Below are 20,652 nucleotides of genomic sequence, written 5' to 3'. Positions count from 1 at the left end.
TGATGAGCGATTCGCTCACGCCGGGCCGGGAGCCCGACGAACCCGAGGAGAACGAGGACATGGCGACCCTGCCCGCGCCGGAGCCCGCGCCCCGCCGGCGCGGACCGGTGCGCCGGGTCGTCACCGGACGCCGGTCGCGCTGGGTCGTGGGCGGCGTGGCCGCGGTGGTCGTGGTCGGCGGCGCGGTCGCGGCGACCGCGGCGGTCGTCCACCACCACGACGGCTTCGGCGAGCGTGTCGCCGTCGCGGTCGGGCCGGACGGGCTGCCGGGCCTCAAGCGGATCATGGTGCAGGCCCAGGGCGTTCCCGGTGGCCCCGGCGCCGTGGTCGTGAAGAACGGCCAGGTCATCGCGGTGCCCGGCGGGTTCGCCGCGGGCGGCGCCGTGCAGCTGCCCACGCCCGGCACCGACGGCGCCTCGCTCGCCCCGGCCCCGCTGCCCTCGCTCTCCGCCGACCAGGCCGTCGCCAAGGCGGAGGCCGCCGTCACCGGCGGCAAGGTCGAGTCGCTGAGCTCCGTGCCGGAGCAGGGCGGCGGCAGCGCCTGGCAGGCGGTCGTGGTCGGCCCGGACGGCGTGCACCACCTGGTCACCCTCGACGGCGCGTCGGGAACGGTCACGTCCAACACCGTGCAGGGCTGACAAGCGACACCGTGCCGCCGCGGGAGGCACCCCGCGGCGGCACGGTCACTCGTGGATCGGGCCGTCAGCTGTTGAAGATCTGGAACTCCGACAGCTGGCCCGCCGCCCAGCCGGTGTTGGCGGTGATGTTGACCCGCCAGTACCGCTGGGTGGTCGCCGGGAAGGTGATGGTGACCGTGTTGCTGTTCACGTTCGGGTCGAACGTGTAGGTCGCCGATCCCACGACGGTGGTGAAGTTGGTGCCGTCGCTCGAGCCCAGCAGCGAGAGCGTCTGGTTGCGGGCGCCCCACGAGGTGCTGGCGGGCAGCTGCAGGACCACCCGGCCGACGCTCTGCGCCGAGCCGAGGTCGACCTGGACCCACTGCGGGAAGCTGCCGTTGGCGCTCTCCCAGTAGCTGGCCTGGTTGCCGTCGGTGACGTTGGCCGAGACGTAGCTCTGGGTGTTGCTGGACTCGCTCGTCGCCTTGTTCAGCGCCAGGTTCGTCGGCGTGGTGCTCGTGCCGGTGCCGGTGAGGGCGATCGTCAGCGGGCTGTTGGACGCGTTGCCGTTGACGCTGACGCTGCCGCTGCGGGTGCCCGCGGCGGTCGGGCTGAAGGTGACGCTGACCGTGCAGGAGGCGTTCGCGGCCAGCGAGCTGCCGCAGGTGTTGGTCTGCGCGAAGTCCCCGGTGGCCGTGACCGAGGAGATCGACGCGGTGGCCGTGCCGGTGTTGGTGACGGTCACCGACTGCGCGCCGCTGGTCGAGCCCACGGCCTGCCCGGCGAAGCTGAGCGAGGTCGGCACCGCCGTGAGCGTCGCGGACGAGGAGCCGCCCGCGCTCGGGTAGACCGCGAAGTCGGAGAGCTGGCCCGCCGACCAACCGGTGTTGGCGGTGATGTTGACCCGCACGTAGCGGGCGGTGGTGGCGCTGAACGGGATGGTGACGGTGTTGTTGTTGGCGGTCGGGTCGAAGTTGTAGCCCGCCGAGCCGACGACGGTGGTGAAGTTGGTGCCGTCGGTCGAGCCGAGCACCGACAGCGTCTCGGTGCGGGCATTCCACGCGGTGGACGGCGGCAGGCGCAGCACCACCTTGCCGATGCTGTAGCTCTGGCCGAGGTCGACCTGCGCCCACTGCGGGAAGGAGCCGTTGGCGCTCTCCCAGTAGGTCGACGGGTCGGTGTCGGTCAGGTTGGCCGGGACGTAGGAGCCGTTGCTGGAGCTGGCCGATGCGGGCTGGCCGGCGGCGATGTTCGTGGTGCTGTCGATCGCGGTGCCGGTCAGGCCGATGCTGGTGGGGCTGTTGTTGGCGTTGCTGGTGACGGTGAGCGTCCCGGTGCGGGTACCGGCCGCCGTCGGGGTGAAGCCGACGGTGACGGTGCAGGAGGCGCCGGCCGCGATCGAGGAGCAGTTGTTCGTCTGGCTGAAGTCACCGCTCGCCGCGATGTTCGAGACCGTGGCGGAGCTGGTCCCGGAGTTGGTGAGGGTGACGGTCTGCGTGGCCGCGCTCGCGCCGACGACGGTGCGGGCGAAGGTCAGGCTCGCGGGGTTCGCCCCGAGCACCGGGCCGGGGGCGGTGCCGGTGCCGGAGAGGCTCACGGTGTTGGTGACCCCGCCGGCGTTGACCGTCAGACTGCCGCTCCGGCTGCCCGACGCGGTCGGCGAGAAGGTGACGCTGACCGTGCAGGAGCCGTTCGCCGCGATGGAGCCGCCGCAGGTGTTGGTCTGCGCGAAGTCACCGGTGGTGGCGATGGAGGAGACCGAGGCGGCGGACGAGGTCGGGTTGTTGACGGTGACGGTCTGCGCCGCGCTCGTCGCGCCGGTCGCTACGGAGCCGAAGTTCAGCGCGCTCGGCGAGGCGGTGACGCCGGTGGCCGGGTAGGGCGGGTAGACCGGAGCCGGCCAGCCGCTGCAGTACGGGGTGCCGCTGATCCCGGAGTTGCCCCCGTTGTCGGTGACGACGAAGTTGCCGCCCTCGCAGTTGTAGACCGGCGCCGGGCCGTTGACGCCCGTCGCGGTGACGTTGGTGAAGGACGCGGCGCCGCCGGTCTGCTCCTGCAGCGCGAAGGTGCCGGTGCCCTCGATGGTCACGGTGTTGAGGTTGACGCCGCTGATCGTGCCCTCGACCCACTGGATCGCCTCGTACGGGCTCTGCTGGATCAGGGTGTTGGAGACGTTGATCGGGCCGGTGATCGCACCCTGGCTGCCGTCGAACCAGAGCGCGCCCACGCCGAACTGCCAGTTCGGGTCCAGACTGCCGTCCCGGATCAGGGTGTTGTTCGAGATCGTCGTGGTGCCGACCGGCGTGGAGGTGAACCGCTGGCCGACGTGGATGCCGCCACCCTGGGTGATGCCGGTGTCCTGGACCAGGTTGCCGGTGACGGTGTTGTCGTGGCCGCCGTAGATGGCGATGCCGTTGGCCAGCATCTGCAGCTGCACGGTGTTGTTCGAGATGGTGTCGTTGGCGTCCGCGCCGATGCCGGAGTCGGCCCAGGTGGCGATGCCGTCGTCACCGGTGTTGCGGATGTCGCTGTTGGTCACCTTCGAGTTGGTGACCCCGCCGTGGAAGTTGATGCCGTCGGCGGTGGTGTCGCGGATCCGCATGCCGGAGAAGGTGAGCGAGTCCATCGGCCCGTCCATCCAGGCCCCGACCTTGTCGTGCTCGATCCACACGTTCGAGACGGTCGAGCTGGACATCGCGCCGCCGATGCCGTTCACCTGCGCGCTGTCGTTGCGGTCCTGGACGTTGCCGAAGATCGCGAAGTTCTGCAGGTGCACGCCCGTGCTGGGGTTGGGCGCGGAGTTGCCGTAGAAGCCCGGCGCGGCACCGGTGACGGTGGAGTACCACATGCCCGCGCCGGCGACCGTCACGTTGTTGACGGCGATGTGCCCCGGGATGTTGTAGGTGCCCGGCGGGATCCACACCGTGCCGCCCGAACCGGCCGCGCTGATGGCCGCGTTGAACGCGCTGGTGGAGTCGGCCGCGCCGGTCGGGTCGGCACCCTCGCTGGTGACCGAGACCGAGCCGGAGGGCTGCGGCAGGGCGGCGCCGACGTTCTCGAAGTCGGCGAAGTCGATGGTGTAGGAGGCGGCGCTGTCGCCCGAGTCCACCTGCAGCTTGAAGGTGGTGCCCGCCGGATAGGTGGTGGTGAACAGGCGGTGGGTCTCGTCGAAGAAGTGGTGCGGGTTGCCGCTGCCCGGAGTGTTCGTGAAGGGGTAGCTGCCGTAGAACCAGCTGTAGGCGTTGGTGAGCGTGAAGTCGCTCTGCTTGGTGCCGTTGACGTAGAGCGAGAGCGGCGCGGTGTAGACCGATCCGTCGGATGTGTCGGGGATCGAGTAGCGGAAGTCGATCGAGTTGGTCGCCACCGGCGTGGTGAAGGTGACGTACTGTCCGCTGCCGTTGCCGGACAGGGTGACGGCCTTGCGGCCCGACGCCTCGTCAGCGAGCTGGCCCTGGGTGTAACTCGGGCCGATGACGGTGCCGTTGGTGGCGGAGTTCTCCGCCTGCACCTCCGTGTAGGGCAGGCTCGCGCCACTGCCACCGGTCGCGATCGGGGTCGCGGCGTAGGCCGCCTGCGCGGCAAGGGGGAGTACCCCGGCCGTCACGAGCAGCGCGCCGCCGGCGAGGGCGACGGCTCGTCTCAGTTGCCGTAGGGATCTTGCGGACAACGGTGGCTCCTTCATGGGTGGGGACCAGGCGGCTGGAACCGTAACTTCCGCGAAGTCCACGCGCAATATAGAGAACATGAATTGAGAAAAAGTCACGAACTTGCGCAAGAAAGCAGCAAGCAGCTGTCGCCGGTGGTGAGCCCGCCGCAAGGCGTGACGGGTCCTTGCCAAAAGCGGGCAAGGGACTTTCAGGTGGCACCCGGCCGTGTTCCGGGCTGACCCGGCCTCAGATTTCTGGACCGGAGCGGGGTGCGGGTTCGATATGTTGCTCGGGTGGACCAGCTGATCGCCGGAGACCCGCCCTTCATCGGCCCCTACCGACTCATCGCCCGTCTGGGCGCGGGCGGCATGGGCCTGGTGTACCTGGGCCGTTCCGAACAGGGCCGGACGGTGGCCGTCAAGGTCGTCCAGGCCGAGTACGCAGGCAACCCCGAGTTCCGGCGGCGCTTCGCCCGCGAGGTGGCCGCGGCCCAACAGGTGGGCGGGAGTTGGACGGCGGCCGTGCTCGGCGGTGATCCGGAGGCCGCCGTGCCCTGGGTCGCGACCCAGTACATCCCGGGCCCCGACCTGCACAGCGTGGTCGGCAAGGACTTCGGCCCGCTGCCGGAGCACTCCGTCCGTGTCCTCGGCAACCGGCTCGGTCTCGCCCTGCAGGCCGTCCACGGCGCGGGCCTGATCCACCGTGACCTCAAGCCGTCCAACGTGCTGGTGACGGTCGACGGGCCGCGGGTCATCGACTTCGGCATCGCCCGCGCCATGGACAGCCTGACGGCGGAGAGCCTGCTGACCCGCACGGGCATGCTGATCGGCTCGCCCGGCTTCATGTCCCCCCGAGCAGGTCCGCGGCCTCGAACTCACCCCGGCCAGCGACGTGTTCTGCCTCGGCGCGGTCCTGGTCTACGCCGCCACCGGGCGGCTCCTGTTCGGCGCGGGCGACTCGGGCCTGCACGCCCACCTCTTCCGGGTCGCGGAGGACGAGCCGGACCTCGACGGCATCCCGGAGAGCCTCGTCGACCTGGTGCGGGCCTGCCTGCACAAGACGCCCGCCGAACGGCCCACGCCGCAGCAGGTGGCGGAGCAGACGCAGACGGACGGGGCCACGGAGTGGCTGCCCAGTCCGGTGCTCGCGCAACTTGGCCGTCATGCAGCCGAGTTGCTCGACTTCGCGCCGCCGGCGTCGCAGCAGACGCCGGCGGCGCCGCCCATCCCGGCCCAAGCCCCGGCGCCGACCCCGATGCCCGCGGGCATGCCCACGCCCCCCGGCTACGCGCCGGGGACACCGCCGCCCGGCTACGCGCCGGGGACACCGCCGCCCGGGTACGCGCCGGGGACACCGCCGCCCGGCTACGCGGCCGGGACGCCGCCCCAGGGTTACCCCGCGTACCCGCCCCATCCGGGCTACACCCCGACGACCCCGGTCGGTGGCGCCCAGCGCGGCTTCGGACCGCCCGGAGGCCCGGGCCCCGGCGGCTGGGGTCCCCTTCCGGCGCCGGCCCCCGCGCGCGGTCCCGGGGTCCCGCACCCCGGCCGTTGGGCCGGTCTGGTGGCGCTGGTGCTGGCGCAGCTGTTGGTCGGCCTGCAGGTGGGGTCCTTCAACGTCTCGGTGCCGGAGATCGCGAGGACCTTGCACATGGGGTTCGGCCAGTTGTCCTGGCTGGCCACCACCAGCGCGCTGGCGTTCGCCGCGCTGGTCGTGCTCGGCGGTCAGGTCTCCGACGTCACAGGCCGTCGGCCGGTCCTGGCCGTCGGACTCGTCGTCCTCGCACTGGGCTCCGCGATCGAGGGCCTGGCCCCGACCGACGTGATGATGTTCGTGGCGCGGGCGCTGGAGGGGATGGGCGGCGCGTTGGTGACGGCGGCGGCGCTCGCCCTGGTCGTCACGAACTTCCCCGACCGCAGGGAGCGTCGCACGGCGCTGGGGATCTATGCCGCCATCGCCGGCAGCGGGACCGCGCTCGGCTTTCTCGTCGGTGGCTCGGCCGAGGCGTTCCTGAGCTGGCGTGTGAGCGAGTTCGCCGTCGTGCCCCTCGCCGTGCTGGCTCTGGTCGGGGCGCTCACGCTGCTGGGTGACGAGGCGCCCGGCCGAGGTGCCAGGGTGGATCCGGCCGCGGTCGCGTTCGGCACCGGTGGGATGCTCGTCATCGCCTTCGCGTTGAGCCGGGCCTTGTACCTTGGCGCGGGCCTGGTGCTGGCGCTGGTCGTGCTGGCCGGCCTGCCCCTGTTCGCCGCCTTCCTGTGGCGTCGGTCCGCGCGGGCGGACGCCCAAATGCCGCAGGCAGGCACGGACGCGAACCGTTTCGGCGCCGGCATCGCCCTGGTGTCCGTCGGCGCCGCACCCTTCGCGGTGTTCTCGTCCGTGGGCGTCCTGCTGCAGCTACGGGAGGGCTTCTCGCCGTTCGTGGTGGGACTGGTGTTCCTGTCGTTCGTCGTCGCGGTGTTCGTCGGCGCGCTCGTCTCCGGTCGCCTGTCGGACCGCGTCGCCCCTCGTGCCCTGCTCGTCCAGGGGCTGGTACCGGCCGGGCTCGGGCTCGTGCTGCTGACCTTCGCCTGGAACGGTGGCGGTCTGTCGGTGATCCTGCCCGGCCTGTTCGTCGTCGGCCTCGGCACGGGCTGGGCGCTGCTGCCGTTGTTCGCCGTCGCCACGTCCGGGCTCGCCTCCACCCGCGCCGGTGCCGCGTCCTCGACCGTCGGCGCGGCGCTGCAGGTGGGGGCAGCCATCGGCGGGGCTGCGTTCTCGGTTCCGCTGCTGGCGTTCGACAACCGTTACGCCACGGCCCTGTGGGTGGCGGCCGGCCTGCTCGCCCTAGGCGGCCTGGTGGCCGGTCTGACGATCACCGCGCGGCCCGCTGCCCCGGCGGGCGCCCCGCAGGACGGGACGCCCGGCTGGGCACCGTGACCGCCTGGTGACGGAGACCGGCCACCACTCCGGCCGGTGGGAGTTGCGGTCGGTGATCAGGTGGTCGTGGCCCGGCAGTGGCACGTTCTTCAGCTTGTCGGCCGGCAGGTGCAGCGCGCCCGCGAGGCGGCTCAGCCCGCTGGGCCGCCTCCGGTGATGAACGGGCAGGAGTCGGCCTGGGCCGCGGCCCACGGGGTGGGGCGGTGACGGAAGGAGGGCGTGGCGAACGGGTCCGGCGGGGTGTAGTAGCGGTGGAAGACCGCCGTCGCCGAGCCGGACAGGGGCGGCACGATCCAGCTCCAGTCCGCCGGGACCCGCCGGCCGCGACGCTCCTCGCGGTCGATGTGGGTCAGGAACCGGCGGGACTCGGTGTGGTGGTCGGCCATGGTCACGCCCGCGCGTTCGAAGGAGTGCAGGACCGCGAGGTTCAGCTCCACCAGGGCGCGGTCACGCCACAGGGTGCGGTCGTCGCCGGTCTCCCAGCCGAACAACCCGGCCACGGTGGGGAGCAGGTCGTAGCGGTCGGCGTCGCCGAGGTTGCGGGAGCCGATCTCGGTGCCCAGGTACCAGCCGTTGAAGGGGGCGGCCGGGTAGCTGAGGCCGCCGATCTCCAGGGTCATGTCGGACACGGCGGGCACGGCGTACCAGCGCAGCCCGAGCGCGGCGAAGCCGGGGTGCTGGGGGTGCGTCAGCGGCACCTCCAGCACGGCGTCCTCGGGCAGCTCGTAGAAGTCCGGTGCCCGCTCCGGCGCGGTCTGGACCATCAGCGGCAGCACCTCGAACCGCTCGCGGCCGCCCTTCCAGCCCAGCTGCCGCAGCAGCTCCACCCGCTGGGCGCTGCGCGGGTCGTCCGCGTAGCGCACCAGCTGTTCACCGAGCAGCCGGGCGGCGGGCCGCTCCGGTCGGTCGGGGGCGAAGACGCTGATCATCGGGCGGATCCGGCCGCCGTTGGTGGCCAGCCGCAGGTGGTCGAAGCACGCGCGGGCGATGTCGTCGGGGTGGGTGACGTGCCGCAGGTCGCGGACCGACAGGCTCTGCCAGTAGAGCCGTCCGATGCAGCGGGCGGAGTTGCGCCAGGCGACCCGTGCGCCGTAGGCGAGTTCCTCGGGGGTGTGCTCGTAGGTGCCGAACGTGGCGATGGACGCCGCGATCTCGTGGACCCGCGCCTCCGGGTCGCCGCAGGAGGGGTCCTCGCGCGCGAACTGCCGCACGAAGGACTCGGCCGCCCAGAGCAGCGCCGCCCGGTTCCGGGCGGAGGAGGCGGAGGAAGCGGTCGTGGTCACGCGTGGGCCTCCCGGCGCAGTTGCCGGGGCAGCAGGGCCGCCTCCAGCACGGGGACGTCGAACGGGTCGTGGTGGATCCGCGCCTGCGGCACACCCTGGTTCAGCAGCACCCGGACCGCGCTGCTGACCATCTCGACCGGGCCGGAGACGTAGGCCTCGTGCCGGTAGAACGGGCCGAACTGGCGCAGCACCTGGGGCAGGGAGCCGTTCAGCCCGGGGATGTTCTCGTCGGAGACGGCCGCCCGGACGGAGAGCCAGTGGTTGCGCTGGGCGAGCCGCAGCAGGTCCTCGAAGCCGTAGAGCTCGTCCGCGGTGCGGGCGCCGACGAACACGTCGACGAAGCGGCGTCCGCCGTTGCGCACGGCCTGCTCGACCAGCGCCTGGATGGGGGCCAGGCCGGTGCCGCCGGCCACGCACAGCACGTCGCGTTCCATCCGCGGGTCCAGCACCATCTCGCCCTGCGCGGCGCCGAGCCGCAGCATGTCGCCGGGGCGTGCCTGGTGCACCAGGGCAGAGCTGACCCGTCCGTCGCGGGTGGCCCGCACGTGGAAGGTCAAGGTGCCGTCCTGGCGCGGCGCGTGGGAGAGGGAGTAGTGACGCCACAGGCGCGGCTGCCAGGGCGTCTCGACGCTCGCGTACTGTCCGGCGACGAAGGGGTAGGGGGAGTCCGGCAGCAGCGTGATCTCCGCGATGCCGGGCGCGCGCATACGGTGGTCGATGACCCGGGCCTGCCACACGGCGGGCCGGACGGCGGCGTCCTCCTCGGCGGCCTGGATCATCACCTGGGAGACGACGCCGTAGGCGCGGGCCCAGATGTCGGCCAGTCGCGGTGACCAGGCGTCCCCGGCGTAGCGGGCGAGCGAGTCGAGCAGGGCGGCGCCGACGGCCGGGAAGTGGTCGTTCAGGGCGCCGAACTTGCGGTGGTCGCGGCCGAGTCGGCCGCAGAAGCGGACCAGGTTCTCGGGATCGTCGACGAGGTCGACGATCCGCAGCAGGCCGCGCAGCAGCCGGTCCCGCTGGACGTCGAGGTTGGCCGGAAAGAGCTCCCTCGTCTCGGGGTGGCGCTGGAACAGGATCGCGTAGAAGTAGACGGTCATGTCGTCGGCCAGCGGGCCGACCAGCTCCACGCTGGCGCGGAGCAGGGCGATCTCGTCCGCGCGCAGGGGTCCGGCCGGCGCGGGCTGTGCGTCGTTCACGAACGGTCGGTTCCTTCGCGGCTCGGGCATGCCGGCATGCAGGCAGGCATGCGGGCATGGGTCATGGGCATGCCAAGGCGCGACCTGGGAAGCGCCGGACATGCGGACGTCAGGAGTCCGTTCACCCTAGCCCGGCGATTTGGGGGCCCGATGCCCTTTGTATGCCCTTTGTGTGGAGATCCCGAGGAGTTGGTCGGGGGTGCGGGGGCGCGGTTCGGGAAGGCTTTGCATGACCATGCGTTGTGCTGCATAATATTCGCATGTCCAAGGTCCTCACCTCCCTTCCGGCCGGCGAGCGTGTCGGCATCGCCTTCTCCGGTGGCCTCGACACCTCTGTCGCGGTCGCCTGGATGCGTGACAAGGGCGCCGTCCCCTGCACCTACACCGCCGACATCGGCCAGTACGACGAGCCCGACATCGCCTCCGTGCCCGGTCGTGCGAAGAGCTACGGGGCCGAGGTCGCCCGCCTGGTCGACTGCCGGGCCGCGCTGGTCGAGGAGGGGCTGGCCGCGCTCGCCTGCGGTGCGTTCCACATCCGCTCCGGCGGCCGCGCCTACTTCAACACCACCCCGCTGGGCCGCGCCGTCACCGGCACCCTGCTGGTCCGCGCGATGCTCGAGGACGACGTCCAGATCTGGGGCGACGGCTCGACCTACAAGGGCAACGACATCGAGCGGTTCTACCGCTACGGCCTGCTGGCCAACCCGCACCTGCGCATCTACAAGCCCTGGCTCGACGCCGACTTCGTCACCGAGCTGGGCGGCCGCAAGGAGATGTCCGAGTGGCTGGTCGCCCACGGCCTGCCCTACCGCGACAGCACCGAGAAGGCCTACTCCACCGACGCCAACATCTGGGGCGCCACCCACGAGGCCAAGACCCTGGAGCACCTGGACACCAGCGTCGAGATCGTCGAGCCGATCATGGGCGTTCGGTTCTGGGACCCGGCCGTGGAGATCGCCACCGAGGACGTGACGATCGGCTTCGAGCAGGGCCGCCCGGTCAGCATCAACGGCAAGACCTTCCCGACCGCGGTCGACCTCGTGATGGAGGCGAACGCGATCGGTGGCCGGCACGGCCTCGGCATGTCCGACCAGATCGAGAACCGCATCATCGAGGCCAAGAGCCGCGGCATCTACGAGGCGCCCGGCATGGCGCTGCTCTTCGCCGCCTACGAGCGCCTCGTCAACGCGATCCACAACGAGGACACGGTCGCCCAGTACCACAACGAGGGCCGCCGCCTGGGCCGCCTGATGTACGAGGGCCGCTGGCTGGACCCGCAGGCCCTGATGGTGCGTGAGTCGCTGCAGCGCTGGGTCGGCTCCGCGATCACCGGCGAGGTGACGCTGCGTCTGCGGCGCGGCGAGGACTACTCGATCCTCGACACCCGCGGACCGGCCTTCAGCTACCACCCGGACAAGCTCTCCATGGAGCGCACCGAGGACTCGGCCTTCGGTCCGGTGGACCGGATCGGCCAGCTGACCATGCGCAACCTCGACATCGCCGACTCGCGTGCCAAGCTGGAGCAGTACGCGGGCCTCGGTCTGATCGGCCCGGGCAACCCGGCCGTCGGCGCGGCCCAGGCCGCCGCGACCGGCCTGATCGGCGGCCTCTCCGAGGGCGGCGCCCAGGCGATCGCCTCGCGCGGCGCGGGCGTCGACGACGACGCGCTGCTGGACCGCGCGGCCATGGAGCTCGGCACGGACTGACCGCGCGTCGGGCGGAGGAGTGACGGCGGCACGCACGGGGATGAGGTGCGTGCCGCCGCCTCGCGAGACCGGGCCGGTTCGGGCCCGCCGACTCCCCGGTGGTCGGCCGGCCCTTCGGTCTCGCCGCGAGATGGCTCAGGGGGCGGTGTCCGCCCCGGGCTCCCACACGTAGGCGGGTTCCGGGTGGCCCGCGGGGTGGTCCGGGTGGTGCCGATAGGCGCCGGCGTCCGCGCCCGGCCCGTAGTGGATCACGTCCGGCAGCGGCGTGCCCGGCGGATGCACGTGCAGGATCGTCCGGCCGTCCGAGGGTCCGCCGATCAGACGGATCGGGACGAGCTGCCCGTGATCGGGACCCATGGCGGCCATACCGGAAATCAAGACCTCTCCTGTGCATCGGCTTCTGCGCTCTATGATCCACGTCTGCCGGGTGTCCGGTAGGGCCTGACAAGGCCATACGACAAAAGACGACAGCGGGGGCGGTCGATGACACCGGACAACGGGGCCGACGAGGGAATTCGTACACGCCGGGCCGCCATCGAGGAGTTCGTCGAGGGGCTGCGACTGCTGCGCCTCGAAGCCGGGCAGCCGGCCTTCCGGGCGATGGCGAAGTCCTCGGGCAAGGTCTCGCACGCCACCCTGCACGACGCGCTGTCCGGTGCGCGCCTGCCGACCTGGCCGACCGTCGCCGCCTTCGTCCAGGCCTGCGGTGGCGATCTCGCCTTCTGGCGGCAGCGCTGGCTGGACGCGGCGGAGGTGGCCCGCCCCGAGCCGGAGTGCGAGGGCGAGCGCGCCGAACCTCTCGCGCACCCGCTGCCCGGCTCTTCGGCGCCCGAGCCGCCTGCGCCCGCTCAGACGCACGAGCTCTCCGTCGGGCGGGCCGGCCGGGTGCGGACGTTCCTGGTCGGGGCACTGGTCGGCGCGGTCGTCGGCGCGGGCGTGGCGGTGGGCGTCACCACAGCGCTGGGCGACGGCGCCACACCTGTCGTCTGCCCGACCTCGGACGCGGACCTCGCGGCGGGCGCGGCGGCGGTGCAGCCGCCGAAGGTCGTGCCGGCGGCCTACGCGGAGTCCGCCTCCGCCGCCACGACTCCGAGCTGGGTGGGCCGACCGGCCTCCGACGCGCAGATCCTCACCGTCCCGGGTGTGTCGCTGCCCGTCGTCCGTCAGGTGACCGCCGGGGACGCCCTCGTCGTGTCCCTGATGCTCACCAGCACCTGCCCCGGCCCGGTCAGGGTCACCGACACCCTCGGCGACAGCTACAGCGTGGCCGTCGACGACACCGACACCGCCCGGCACCGCACCATGATCTTCGTCGCCTTCGGCGTCCGACCGCTGACCGACGCCGACGCGATCCACGTGACCTACCCGCACGCGAGCAAGTACCACATCGACGTCGAGGAGTTCCGGGGCGTCAGCGCGGTGACTGCCCACGGCCACGCCCACGGCGAGGTCGGCAGCGCGGCCTTCTCGACGGGGGCCGACCCGGTCGAGTGCCGCGCGGGGGAGCTGATGGTGGCCGCGGTCGGCAGCAACACGGGTCCCGCCCCGACCCTCGTCACCGGCTGGACGAAGCTCGCGGATCTGAAGCTCTCCTCCTACCACCTCATCACGGCCTACCAGATCGCCCCCACCGACGGCCGCTGCGCGGCGACGGGCACCACCACGGCCCAGTGGGGCGTGGACCTCGCCGTGCTGCGTTAGCGCGGCGGCAGGTGGACGAGGTAGTTCGGACGGCCGTCGCGGCCGACGACGGTGTGGACCGTCCAGGTGCGGGCGTACCCGGGGACCTCGTCGCCCGGGTAGAGCAGCAGGGCGGTCGGCTGCCGGGTCGCCTCGCGCAGCAGCTCGGCGGTGGTGATGTTGGTGTCGTTGCCGCTGGTCTCCACGGCCCGGCAGCCGGTGTACCAGCCGAGCGGTTCGGCGTCCTCGCCGGTGAGCAGGCAGTCGCCGGTCAGGCCGAGCCGCGCGAGCTGGGGGACCGCATAGGGCTGGTCGGCCCGGGAGGCGACCGTGTACGCCACCTCCTGGTTGAGCTGCCGGTACTGCCCCACGAGGTGGGTGGCCAGGCCGACGCCCACCACGAGCAGCAGCAGCCGGCGCCGACGCGGCGGCCCGGAGGTGACCAGCCAGGCGAGCAGGCCTGCCGCCGGCACGAGCAGCAGCGCGTAGGCGGGCAGCAGGAAACGCGGCGCGGAGTAGTCGATCAGGAACAGGTAGGGGACGGCCACGGACAGCCCGCACAGCGCGGGCAGCAGGGCGGTGCCGAAACGGCCCGCCCGCCGCTCGACCAGCACGCCGCCGACGACCAGCAGCGGCAGCAGCAGCCACCAGGCGGCGAGCGCCAGCGGCTTGTGGTTCCAGGACACGTCGCAGGGCCGGCAGAGAATCGGGCCGTTGACGGAGCGCAGCACGTCGCCGACGGCCCAGTGCAGGCCGAGTCCGCCCTCGTTGAGGCTGGACAGGTGCAGCCGCTCGCCGACGCCGCCGAACCGGACGTACGCCTCGACGATCCACTCGGCGCTGCCGGCCAACAGCCCGCCGCCGACGGCCACGAGCAGGGCGAGCCGCCGTCGCAGCAGGGCGACGGCGAGGAGTGGCAGGGCGAGGAAGACGGCGTCGGTCGGGCGCATCAGCGCGGCGAGGGCCACCGAGACGGCCAGGCCCGCCTGCGACAGACGCGCGCCGGGGCGGCGCCAGGCGTCGAGGAAGCAACCGACGGCCGCCAGGCCGGACAGGGCGATCCACAGGTTCGGCATGGCCTGCGGGCCGTAGTACTCGGTGATCCACAGGCTCGCGAACAGCGCTCCGGCCAGCGCGAGCACCCGGGTGTCGCGCACCCGCCGCCAGGCGAGCAACGCCAGGAACAGCCCGAGCGCGGAGAGCAGGGAGAGGTAGACGCGCAGCGCCGCCGTCGAGTGGCCGAGCAGGGCCACGGGCGCGACCAGCAGGGTGATCCCGCGCGAGCGTGGCGCGCTGAAGAACTCCGCGGGCACGTGCGCGGAGACCTGGCTCACGTAGACCGTCTCGTCCCAGCCCAGGCCCATCGACGGAGGGACGAGCAGCAACTGCGAGGCGGCGTAGAGGGCGGCCACCAGGGCGAGCCAGAGGACGGAGTCGCCGCCCGGCAGCCGGGAGCGCAGCGCGCTCAGCGGTGCCGACCGGGCCGAGCCTGCCGCCCGCGTCGAGGTCGCAACGATGGGTGGGCCTCCTTGCTGGATCCCCCGAGCACTGTACGGCGGCAGCATGGCCGATGCTCCTGGGGGTTCCCTGAACGAAACGTGAACGGTGCCGGAGGCGGGGCGGTCGCCTCCGGCACCGTGGTCACGGTGGTGCGGGTGGATCAGGTCGTTGCCGGGGCCTGCTCGGTCGCGGCGGTCGGCTCGGTCGCGGCGGTCGGCTCGGGCGTGGCTGTGGTCGCGGTCCCGGTGAGGGGGAAGCCCTGGCGTGCGAGCCAGTCGGCGACGGTCGCGTAGGCCTGCTCGCGCACGTCCGGCGTGGACAGGAAGACGTCGTGGCGGGCGCCGGGGACCGGGACGACGGTCGTCTCGCTGCCGAGGCAGCCCGACCAGCGGGCGATCTGGGCGACGTCCAGCACGGTGTCCGCGCTGTCGCACAGCTCCGACCACCTGGAGGAGAAGTGCGTCCTGTCCGAGCGCAGCACCAGCGAGGGCACGCCGATGTCCAGGCCCCGGTGCAGCCGAGCGTGGCCGCGTCGCACGGCGTTCAGCCAGCCGGGCGTGACCGGGAAGCCGGCCAGCGGCTTCATGTCGACGTCGAACTCCCACTCGCCGCGCGCGCCGACGTGCAGGGTCTCGCCGTACGGACTGGGCGGCAGCGGCAGCGCGCGGAACGGCGCCACCTTGGCCAGCACCCGCAGCGCCTGGGTCAGCGGCCCGCGCTGGACCGAGGTGCCCTGGAGGTCGAACCAGGGGCTGTTCAGGATCACGCCCGCGACCGGCGCGACGCGCCCGGCCGCGCGGCGGCGGTCCAGCCAGAGCGGCAGCACCAGGCCGCCGGTCGAGTGCGCGGCCAGCAGCACGGGCAGGTCGGGGTGGGCCTCGGTGACGATCGTCAGCGCGCGCTCCAGCTCGACGTCGTAGAGGGCGAGGTCGGAGACGTAGTGCGCGGTCTGCGCGGGGCGCCGGCCACGGCCGCACTTGCGCAGGTCGAGGGCGTAGAAGGCGAGGCCGCGGGCGGCGGCGAAGTCGGCCAGCTCGGTCTGGAAGAAGTAGTCCGAGAACCCGTGCACGTACAGCAGGGCGCCGTTCACGGCCTCCTGCGGGCGCGGCTCACGTCGTACCAGCACCGCCTGGACCGTGCCCTCTCCGTCCGGGTCCGCGCCCAGGTCGAGGTCGTGCCGGGCGTAGCCGTCGCCGAGGATGTCGGGCTGCCAGTCGGGCTCGTGCATGAAGCTCCCTCCGGGGATGTGATCTTCGGTTCACTTTCGCGGACCGACGCGCTTGAGAACAAGCGCCAGTACCGACGAGTAGTGTGCCGGGAAGAGCCGGGCGAGCACGTCGGGGACGCGCGCGCTCACCGCGATCAGCAGCCGCCCGCGGCGTCGCTCGACGGCGCTGACGATCTCGGCCGCCGCCCGCTCCGGAGGGTAGGTCAGCAGCTTGTTGAAGGCCTTCCGCCCGGCCTCGTGCTCGGCCGCCGGGACGCTCGCGGCGATCCGGCTGGAGGTGGCGATCCCGGTACGGATGCCGCCCGGGTGCACGACCGTCACCCCCACGCTGCCGGCCAGCTCCGCCCGCAGCGCCTCGGTGAAGCCGCGGACGGCGAACTTGCTGGTGGCGTAGGCGACCTGGCCTGGCGGGGCGATCAGGCCGAACAGGCTGGAGAGGTTGACCAGGTGCGAGCCGGGGTTCGCCCGCAGCACCGGCAGCAGGGCCCGGGTCAGCGTCACCACGGCGCGGTAGTTGACCGCCATCACCCAGTCGAACTCCTCCTCGCTCACCTGCTCGAAGGTGCCGCCCAGCGCCACGCCGGCGTTGTTGACCAGCAGCGTCGCGTCGGGGTGCGCGACCACCAGCCGCTCGCCGAGCGCGTGGGTCGCGGCGTCGTCGGAGAGGTCGGCGAGGTACGTCGTCACCGGCCGGCCGGAGAGCTTGCCCGCCTGGCGCGCGACCTGCTCCAGTCGCTCGGCGTCGCGGTCCACCAGCGCCAGCGCGCTGCCCCGGCGGGCGAGGGCGAGGGCGAGCTGCTCACCGATGCCGCCGGCCGCGCCGGTGACGACGGCGGTGCCGCGGGTGAAGTCGAAGCGGTCCATCAGGCGGTGACCTCTCGGGTGGCGGGTGCGGTGCCCATGGCGTCGTTCGATTCTCCCGCGCCGGCTCCCGTTCCCGTGCTCCCTGCCGCGCCCGCTGCCGTGCTCGTCGAGAAGCGCAGCTCGGGGTCGGTCACCGGCAGGTGGCGCAGCAGTTTCACGTCGGCGGCGTAGTTCATCGAGGTCAGCCATGGTGCGCGGTCGCCCTGGCGGGGCAGCCGGTCGATGGCGCGCTGGATGTACCCGGCGCCGAAGTCGAGCAGCGGCCGCGTCGGCATGGCCGGGTCGGCGACGACGGGCACGGCGGTGTCGAAGCCCTGGCCGTCCATGTGGGCGAGCAGGCGGCAGAAGTGCTCGCAGAGCAGCCCGACCTTCAAGGTCCAGGAGGAGTTGGTGTAGCCGATGGTGTAGGCGAAGTTCGGCACACCGGAGAGCATCATGCCCTTGTAGGCCACGGTGTCGGCCAGGCTCACCTCCCGGCCGTCGACGCCGAGCGCGATGCCGCCCATCGCCTGCACGTTGAGACCCGTCGCCGTGACGACGACGTCCGCCTCCAGCTCCCGCCCCGACGCGAGCAGCACGCCGTTCTCGGTGAAGGTGGCGATGCGGTCGGTCACCACCGAGGCGTCGCCGTGCCGGATCGCGCGGAACAGGTCCCCGTCCGGGACCACGCACAGCCGCTGGTCCCACGGGTTGTACGGCGGGTTGAAGTGCTCGTCGACGGGATAGTCCGGCGGCAGCAGCCTGCTGTTGGTCCGCCGGATCACCCGGCGGGCGGCCTTCGGGTACTTCTGGCACAGCCGCCACACGGCCTGGGCCTGCGCGATGTTCTTGCGCCGCGTCAGTCGGTAGGCGCGCTCCTCGCCCAGCACCCGGCGCAGGGTGTTGGCGACCTTGTCCTGCGCGGGCAGCGGCAGGATGTACGTCGGGGTGCGCTGCAGCATGGTGACGTGCGCGGCGGTGCCCGCGAGCGCCGGCACCAGGGTGACGGCGGTGGCGCCGCTGCCGACGACCAGCACCCGCTTGCCGGTCACGTCGAGGTCCTCGGGCCAGTGCTGCGGGTGCACGAGGGTGCCGCGGTAACGCTCGCGTCCCTCGAAGTGCGGCGTGAAGCCCTCGTCGTAGCGGTAGTAGCCGGCGGCGGCGAAGAGCCAGTTGCAGGTGAGGGTGGTGCGCTCGCCGGTCGCGGTGTCCTCCGTCTCGACGCTCCAGCGGGCGTCGGCGGAGCTCCACGAGGCGGCCACCACACGGGTGCGGTAGCGGATCCGGTGGTCGATGCCGTGCTCGGCGGCGGTCTCGCGCAGGTAGGCGAGGATCTTGTCCGCGCCCGCGATGGCGTCCTCGTCCCGCCACGGCTTGAACTCGTAGCCGAAGGTGTGCAGGTCGGAGTCGGAGCGGATGCCGGGGTAGCGGAACAGGTCCCAGGTGCCGCCGGAGGCCTCACGGGCCTCCAGGATCGCGAAGCTGCGGCCCGGGTGCTCGCGCTGCAGGTAGTAGCCGGCACCGATGCCGGAGATGCCGGCGCCCACGACGAGGACGTCGAAGGCCGTGGTCGTACGGTCGGGTAGGTCCTGCGTGGCCATGGGGGCGGCTCCCGTGCTCAGGGCTCCAGGGTGGGTGAGCACATCGTCGCTGTGCGACCGGGTCCGGGCCTATAGGCAGGATGCACTGCCCTGGTTCCGCGCTGCGACACAGTGCACCAGTCGCCGGGTAGGGTGACGGCATGTTGTGGGAACCACCGTCGCCCCGGGTGCGGGAGCTGATCCGTCTGGGCGCGGAGCGCGCCGTGCGCGCGCCCGAGGGCTGGCTGGAGCAGATCGACGAGGCGACGCTCTTCGGCTCCCACCGCAGGGACATCGCCGACGACCCGGTGCTGGCCGCCGCGACCCGCCGTGCCAACCGCTCGAACCTGCTGTTCTGGGCGGCGGCCAACGTCCAGGCGCCGGGGGAGCGGGTGCCGGCCAACGTCTCCGAGCCGCAGGTGCTGATCGCCCGCGACCTGGTGCGGCGCGGCCTGGACCACTCCGTGCTGGACTCCTACCGCTCCGGGCAGATGGCCGCGCTGCGGCTGTGGACCGACATCTGTTTCAGCCTCGCCGCCGACCGGGACGAGCTGCGCGAGCTGCTCGACATCTCCAGCCGCTCGATCTCGGCGTTCGTCGAGGACACCATCGCCGCCACCGCCGTGCAGATCGCCCGGGAGCGCGAGGAGCTGACCCGGGGCAGCAACGCCGAGCGCCTGGAGACGGTCACCCTGCTGCTCGACGGCGCCCCCATCGCGGCCGCCCGCGCCGAACAGCGGCTCGGCTACCGCCTCGGCGGCGAGCACACCGCCGCGGTCGTCTGGAGCGACGCCCCCGAGACCGCGCTCGGCGCGCTGGACCGCGCCGCGGAGCTGGTCGCCGCCGCGACGGGCGACCCGCGCCCGCTGACCGTCCAGGCCGGCGTCGCCACCCGCTGGGTCTGGGCCCACGGCCGCCCCGACCCCGAGCGCCTGCGACCCGGCGTCGCCGCGATCGCCGGCGTGCGCGTCGCCGTCGGCTCCACGGGCGACGGCGTCGACGGCTTCCGCCGCGGCCATCTCGACGCCCTCACCGTCCAGCGGATGCTTGCTCGCCTCGACTCCCCCCACCAGCTCGCCACCCACGACGAGGTCGAGCTCGTCGCCCTGCTCACCGCCGACCCCGAGGCGGCCGACCGCTTCGTCCACCGCGTCCTCGGCGCGCTGGCGAACGCGGACCGCGAACTCGTCGAGGCGGTCCGGACGTTCATCGCCTGCCAGTGCAACGCCTCCCAGGCGGCGGACCGCCTCTACGTCCACCGCAACACCCTCCTCCGCCGCCTCGCCCGCGCCGACGACCTCCTGCCACGCCCACTCGCGGACGCCGTGCCGGAGGTCTCCGCGGCCCTGGCCGTGCTGCGCTGGCGCGGCGGGGTGTAGGCCCCACCCGGAGGGCCTGGCAGAGTGGTTCCCGTGGCAGAGGAACTGCGGATCGGGCTGCTCGGAGCGGCCGCCATTGCGCCCACGGCGCTGATCAAGCCGGCGCGGCGGACGCCGCGGGTGCGGGTCGCCGCCGTTGCGGCGCGGGACCGGGCGCGGGCGGAGGCGTTCGCGCGGCGGCACGGTATCGGGAGGGTGCACGACAGCTACGCCGACCTGCTCGCCGATCCCGAGCTGGACGCCGTCTACGTGCCGCTGCCCAACGGCCTGCACGCCCACTGGACGCTGGCCGCGCTGGACGCGGGCAAGCACGTGCTGTGCGAGAAGCCGTTCACCGCCAACCGCGCCGAGGCCGAGCGCGTCGCCGACGCCGCGGACGCGGCGTACGCGCGCAGCGGGCTGGTGGTGATGGAGGCGTTCCACTATCGCCACCACGCCCTCGCCGAGCGGATGAAGACCGTCGTGGCGAGCGGCGAGCTGGGCCGCCTGCGCCGCGTCGAGGCCGAACTCGCCTTCCCGCTGCCGCGCTTCGGTGACATCCGCTACGACTACGGCCTCGCCGGCGGCGCCACGATGGACGCCGGCTGCTACGCCGTCCACGTCGCCCGCCTGCTCGCGGGGGAGGAGCCGCAGGTCACGTCCGCGCGGTTGCAGACCCTGCGCCGCGACCCGCGGGTCGACCGGGCGATGAGCGCGGAACTCGCCTTCCCCGGCGGCGCGACCGGGCGCGTCCGCGCCTCGATGTGGTCGGGGCGCCTGCTCGCGATCCGGGCCCGCGCGATCGGCGACGAGGCCGAGCTGTGCGTCACCAACTTCGTGGCACCGCAACTCTTCCACCGCCTCACCCTGCGCCGTCCCCGCACCGCGGGCGGCGCCCTCGTCCGCCGCGAGCGGCTGCCGCGTCACCCCTCCAGCTACGCCGCCCAGCTGGCCGCCTTCACCGCCGCCGCCCTCGACGGCGGCCCCAACCTCACCCCGGCCCGGGACGCGGTGGCGACCATGGCCGTCCTCGACGCGATCTACCGCGCCGCCGGCCTCCCGCTCCGAGGGGAGGGCTGAGCCGCAGGCCGCGGCCGG

Annotated in this window: 14 protein-coding genes and 1 pseudogene; 7 read left to right on the top strand and 8 right to left on the bottom strand. The window is 73.0% G+C overall.

What is annotated here, in order from left to right:
* The first annotated feature begins 2 nt into the window (after positions 1 to 2).
* Entirely contained in the window at positions 3 to 638 is a 636-nt protein-coding gene (locus BMY61_RS05950; RefSeq protein ID WP_042443862.1) for a PepSY domain-containing protein, read from the top strand.
* 64 nt (positions 639 to 702) lie between these two features.
* On the opposite strand, the gene BMY61_RS05945 is transcribed toward BMY61_RS05950, so the two are convergent.
* Positions 703 to 4,284, bottom strand: a complete 3,582-nt coding sequence (locus tag BMY61_RS05945) for a choice-of-anchor D domain-containing protein (RefSeq protein WP_236655895.1) — start codon at positions 4,282 to 4,284, stop codon at positions 703 to 705.
* 348 nt (positions 4,285 to 4,632) lie between these two features.
* Here BMY61_RS05945 and BMY61_RS48580 point away from each other — a divergent pair.
* Positions 4,633 to 5,058: pseudogene (locus BMY61_RS48580) on the top strand (protein kinase domain-containing protein); the annotation flags it as partial.
* A gap of 97 nt (positions 5,059 to 5,155) precedes the next feature.
* The gene (locus BMY61_RS47050) at positions 5,156 to 7,180 is read left to right on the top strand and encodes an MFS transporter (protein ID WP_052438417.1); all 2,025 of its coding nucleotides are present in this window, start codon (positions 5,156 to 5,158) and stop codon (positions 7,178 to 7,180) included.
* Between the two features lie 131 nt (positions 7,181 to 7,311).
* Here the strand turns inward: BMY61_RS47050 and BMY61_RS44775 are convergent, their stop codons facing one another.
* Both BMY61_RS44775 and BMY61_RS44770 read right to left on the bottom strand, forming a co-directional pair.
* Positions 7,312 to 8,463: a nitric oxide synthase oxygenase gene (locus BMY61_RS44775; protein ID WP_201777532.1), complete on the bottom strand. Its 1,152-nt coding sequence runs from the start codon at positions 8,461 to 8,463 to the stop codon at positions 7,312 to 7,314.
* Entirely contained in the window at positions 8,460 to 9,659 is a 1,200-nt protein-coding gene (locus BMY61_RS44770) for a globin domain-containing protein (RefSeq protein ID WP_236655894.1), read from the bottom strand. Before BMY61_RS44770 ends, BMY61_RS44775 begins: the two co-directional genes overlap by 4 nt.
* A gap of 260 nt (positions 9,660 to 9,919) precedes the next feature.
* Between BMY61_RS44770 and argG the strand changes: the two genes are divergently transcribed.
* Positions 9,920 to 11,365 carry an argininosuccinate synthase gene (gene argG, locus BMY61_RS05915; protein ID WP_042443856.1) on the top strand — a complete coding sequence of 482 codons (1,446 nt, stop codon included), beginning with the start codon at positions 9,920 to 9,922 and terminating at the stop codon, positions 11,363 to 11,365.
* Between the two features lie 135 nt (positions 11,366 to 11,500).
* On the opposite strand, the gene BMY61_RS05910 is transcribed toward argG, so the two are convergent.
* Positions 11,501 to 11,743, bottom strand: coding sequence for a hypothetical protein (locus tag BMY61_RS05910; protein ID WP_143094181.1), 243 nt, complete (start codon positions 11,741 to 11,743; stop codon positions 11,501 to 11,503).
* 105 nt (positions 11,744 to 11,848) lie between these two features.
* Here BMY61_RS05910 and BMY61_RS05905 point away from each other — a divergent pair, with 105 nt between their 5' ends.
* Positions 11,849 to 13,066: a helix-turn-helix domain-containing protein gene (locus BMY61_RS05905; RefSeq protein WP_052438416.1), complete on the top strand. Its 1,218-nt coding sequence runs from the start codon at positions 11,849 to 11,851 to the stop codon at positions 13,064 to 13,066.
* Here the strand turns inward: BMY61_RS05905 and BMY61_RS05900 are convergent.
* From BMY61_RS05900 to BMY61_RS05885, 4 genes are all read right to left on the bottom strand, one after another.
* Positions 13,063 to 14,610, bottom strand: a complete 1,548-nt coding sequence (locus BMY61_RS05900; RefSeq protein ID WP_143094180.1) for a hypothetical protein — start codon at positions 14,608 to 14,610, stop codon at positions 13,063 to 13,065. The genes BMY61_RS05905 and BMY61_RS05900 overlap by 4 nt on opposite strands.
* A 95-nt stretch (positions 14,611 to 14,705) precedes the next feature.
* Positions 14,706 to 15,773 (bottom strand): alpha/beta hydrolase, encoded by a 1,068-nt coding sequence (locus tag BMY61_RS05895; protein WP_042443852.1) that lies wholly within the window; start codon positions 15,771 to 15,773, stop codon positions 14,706 to 14,708.
* A 30-nt stretch (positions 15,774 to 15,803) separates the two neighbouring features.
* Positions 15,804 to 16,637 carry an SDR family NAD(P)-dependent oxidoreductase gene (locus tag BMY61_RS05890; protein ID WP_042443850.1) on the bottom strand — a complete coding sequence of 278 codons (834 nt, stop codon included), beginning with the start codon at positions 16,635 to 16,637 and terminating at the stop codon, positions 15,804 to 15,806.
* Positions 16,637 to 18,217, bottom strand: a complete 1,581-nt coding sequence (locus tag BMY61_RS05885; protein ID WP_082014801.1) for a flavin-containing monooxygenase — start codon at positions 18,215 to 18,217, stop codon at positions 16,637 to 16,639. Before BMY61_RS05885 ends, BMY61_RS05890 begins: the two co-directional genes overlap by 1 nt.
* Positions 18,218 to 18,357: 140 nt before the next feature.
* Between BMY61_RS05885 and BMY61_RS05880 the strand changes: the two genes are divergently transcribed.
* Together BMY61_RS05880 and BMY61_RS05875 are read left to right on the top strand one after the other, a co-directional pair.
* Positions 18,358 to 19,575 carry a PucR family transcriptional regulator gene (locus BMY61_RS05880; RefSeq protein WP_042443848.1) on the top strand — a complete coding sequence of 406 codons (1,218 nt, stop codon included), beginning with the start codon at positions 18,358 to 18,360 and terminating at the stop codon, positions 19,573 to 19,575.
* Between the two features lie 33 nt (positions 19,576 to 19,608).
* A complete protein-coding gene (locus tag BMY61_RS05875) occupies positions 19,609 to 20,634 on the top strand; it encodes a Gfo/Idh/MocA family protein (RefSeq protein WP_201777531.1) in 1,026 nt (341 codons plus the stop codon).
* Positions 20,635 to 20,652: the final 18 nt, after the last annotated feature.

The sequence above is a fragment of the Streptacidiphilus jiangxiensis genome (assembly GCF_900109465.1).
GTDB lineage: Bacteria > Actinomycetota > Actinomycetes > Streptomycetales > Streptomycetaceae > Streptacidiphilus > Streptacidiphilus jiangxiensis.
The sequence above is the reverse complement of the archived record's forward strand: the minus strand, read 5'-3'. Positions and strand labels throughout refer to the sequence as shown.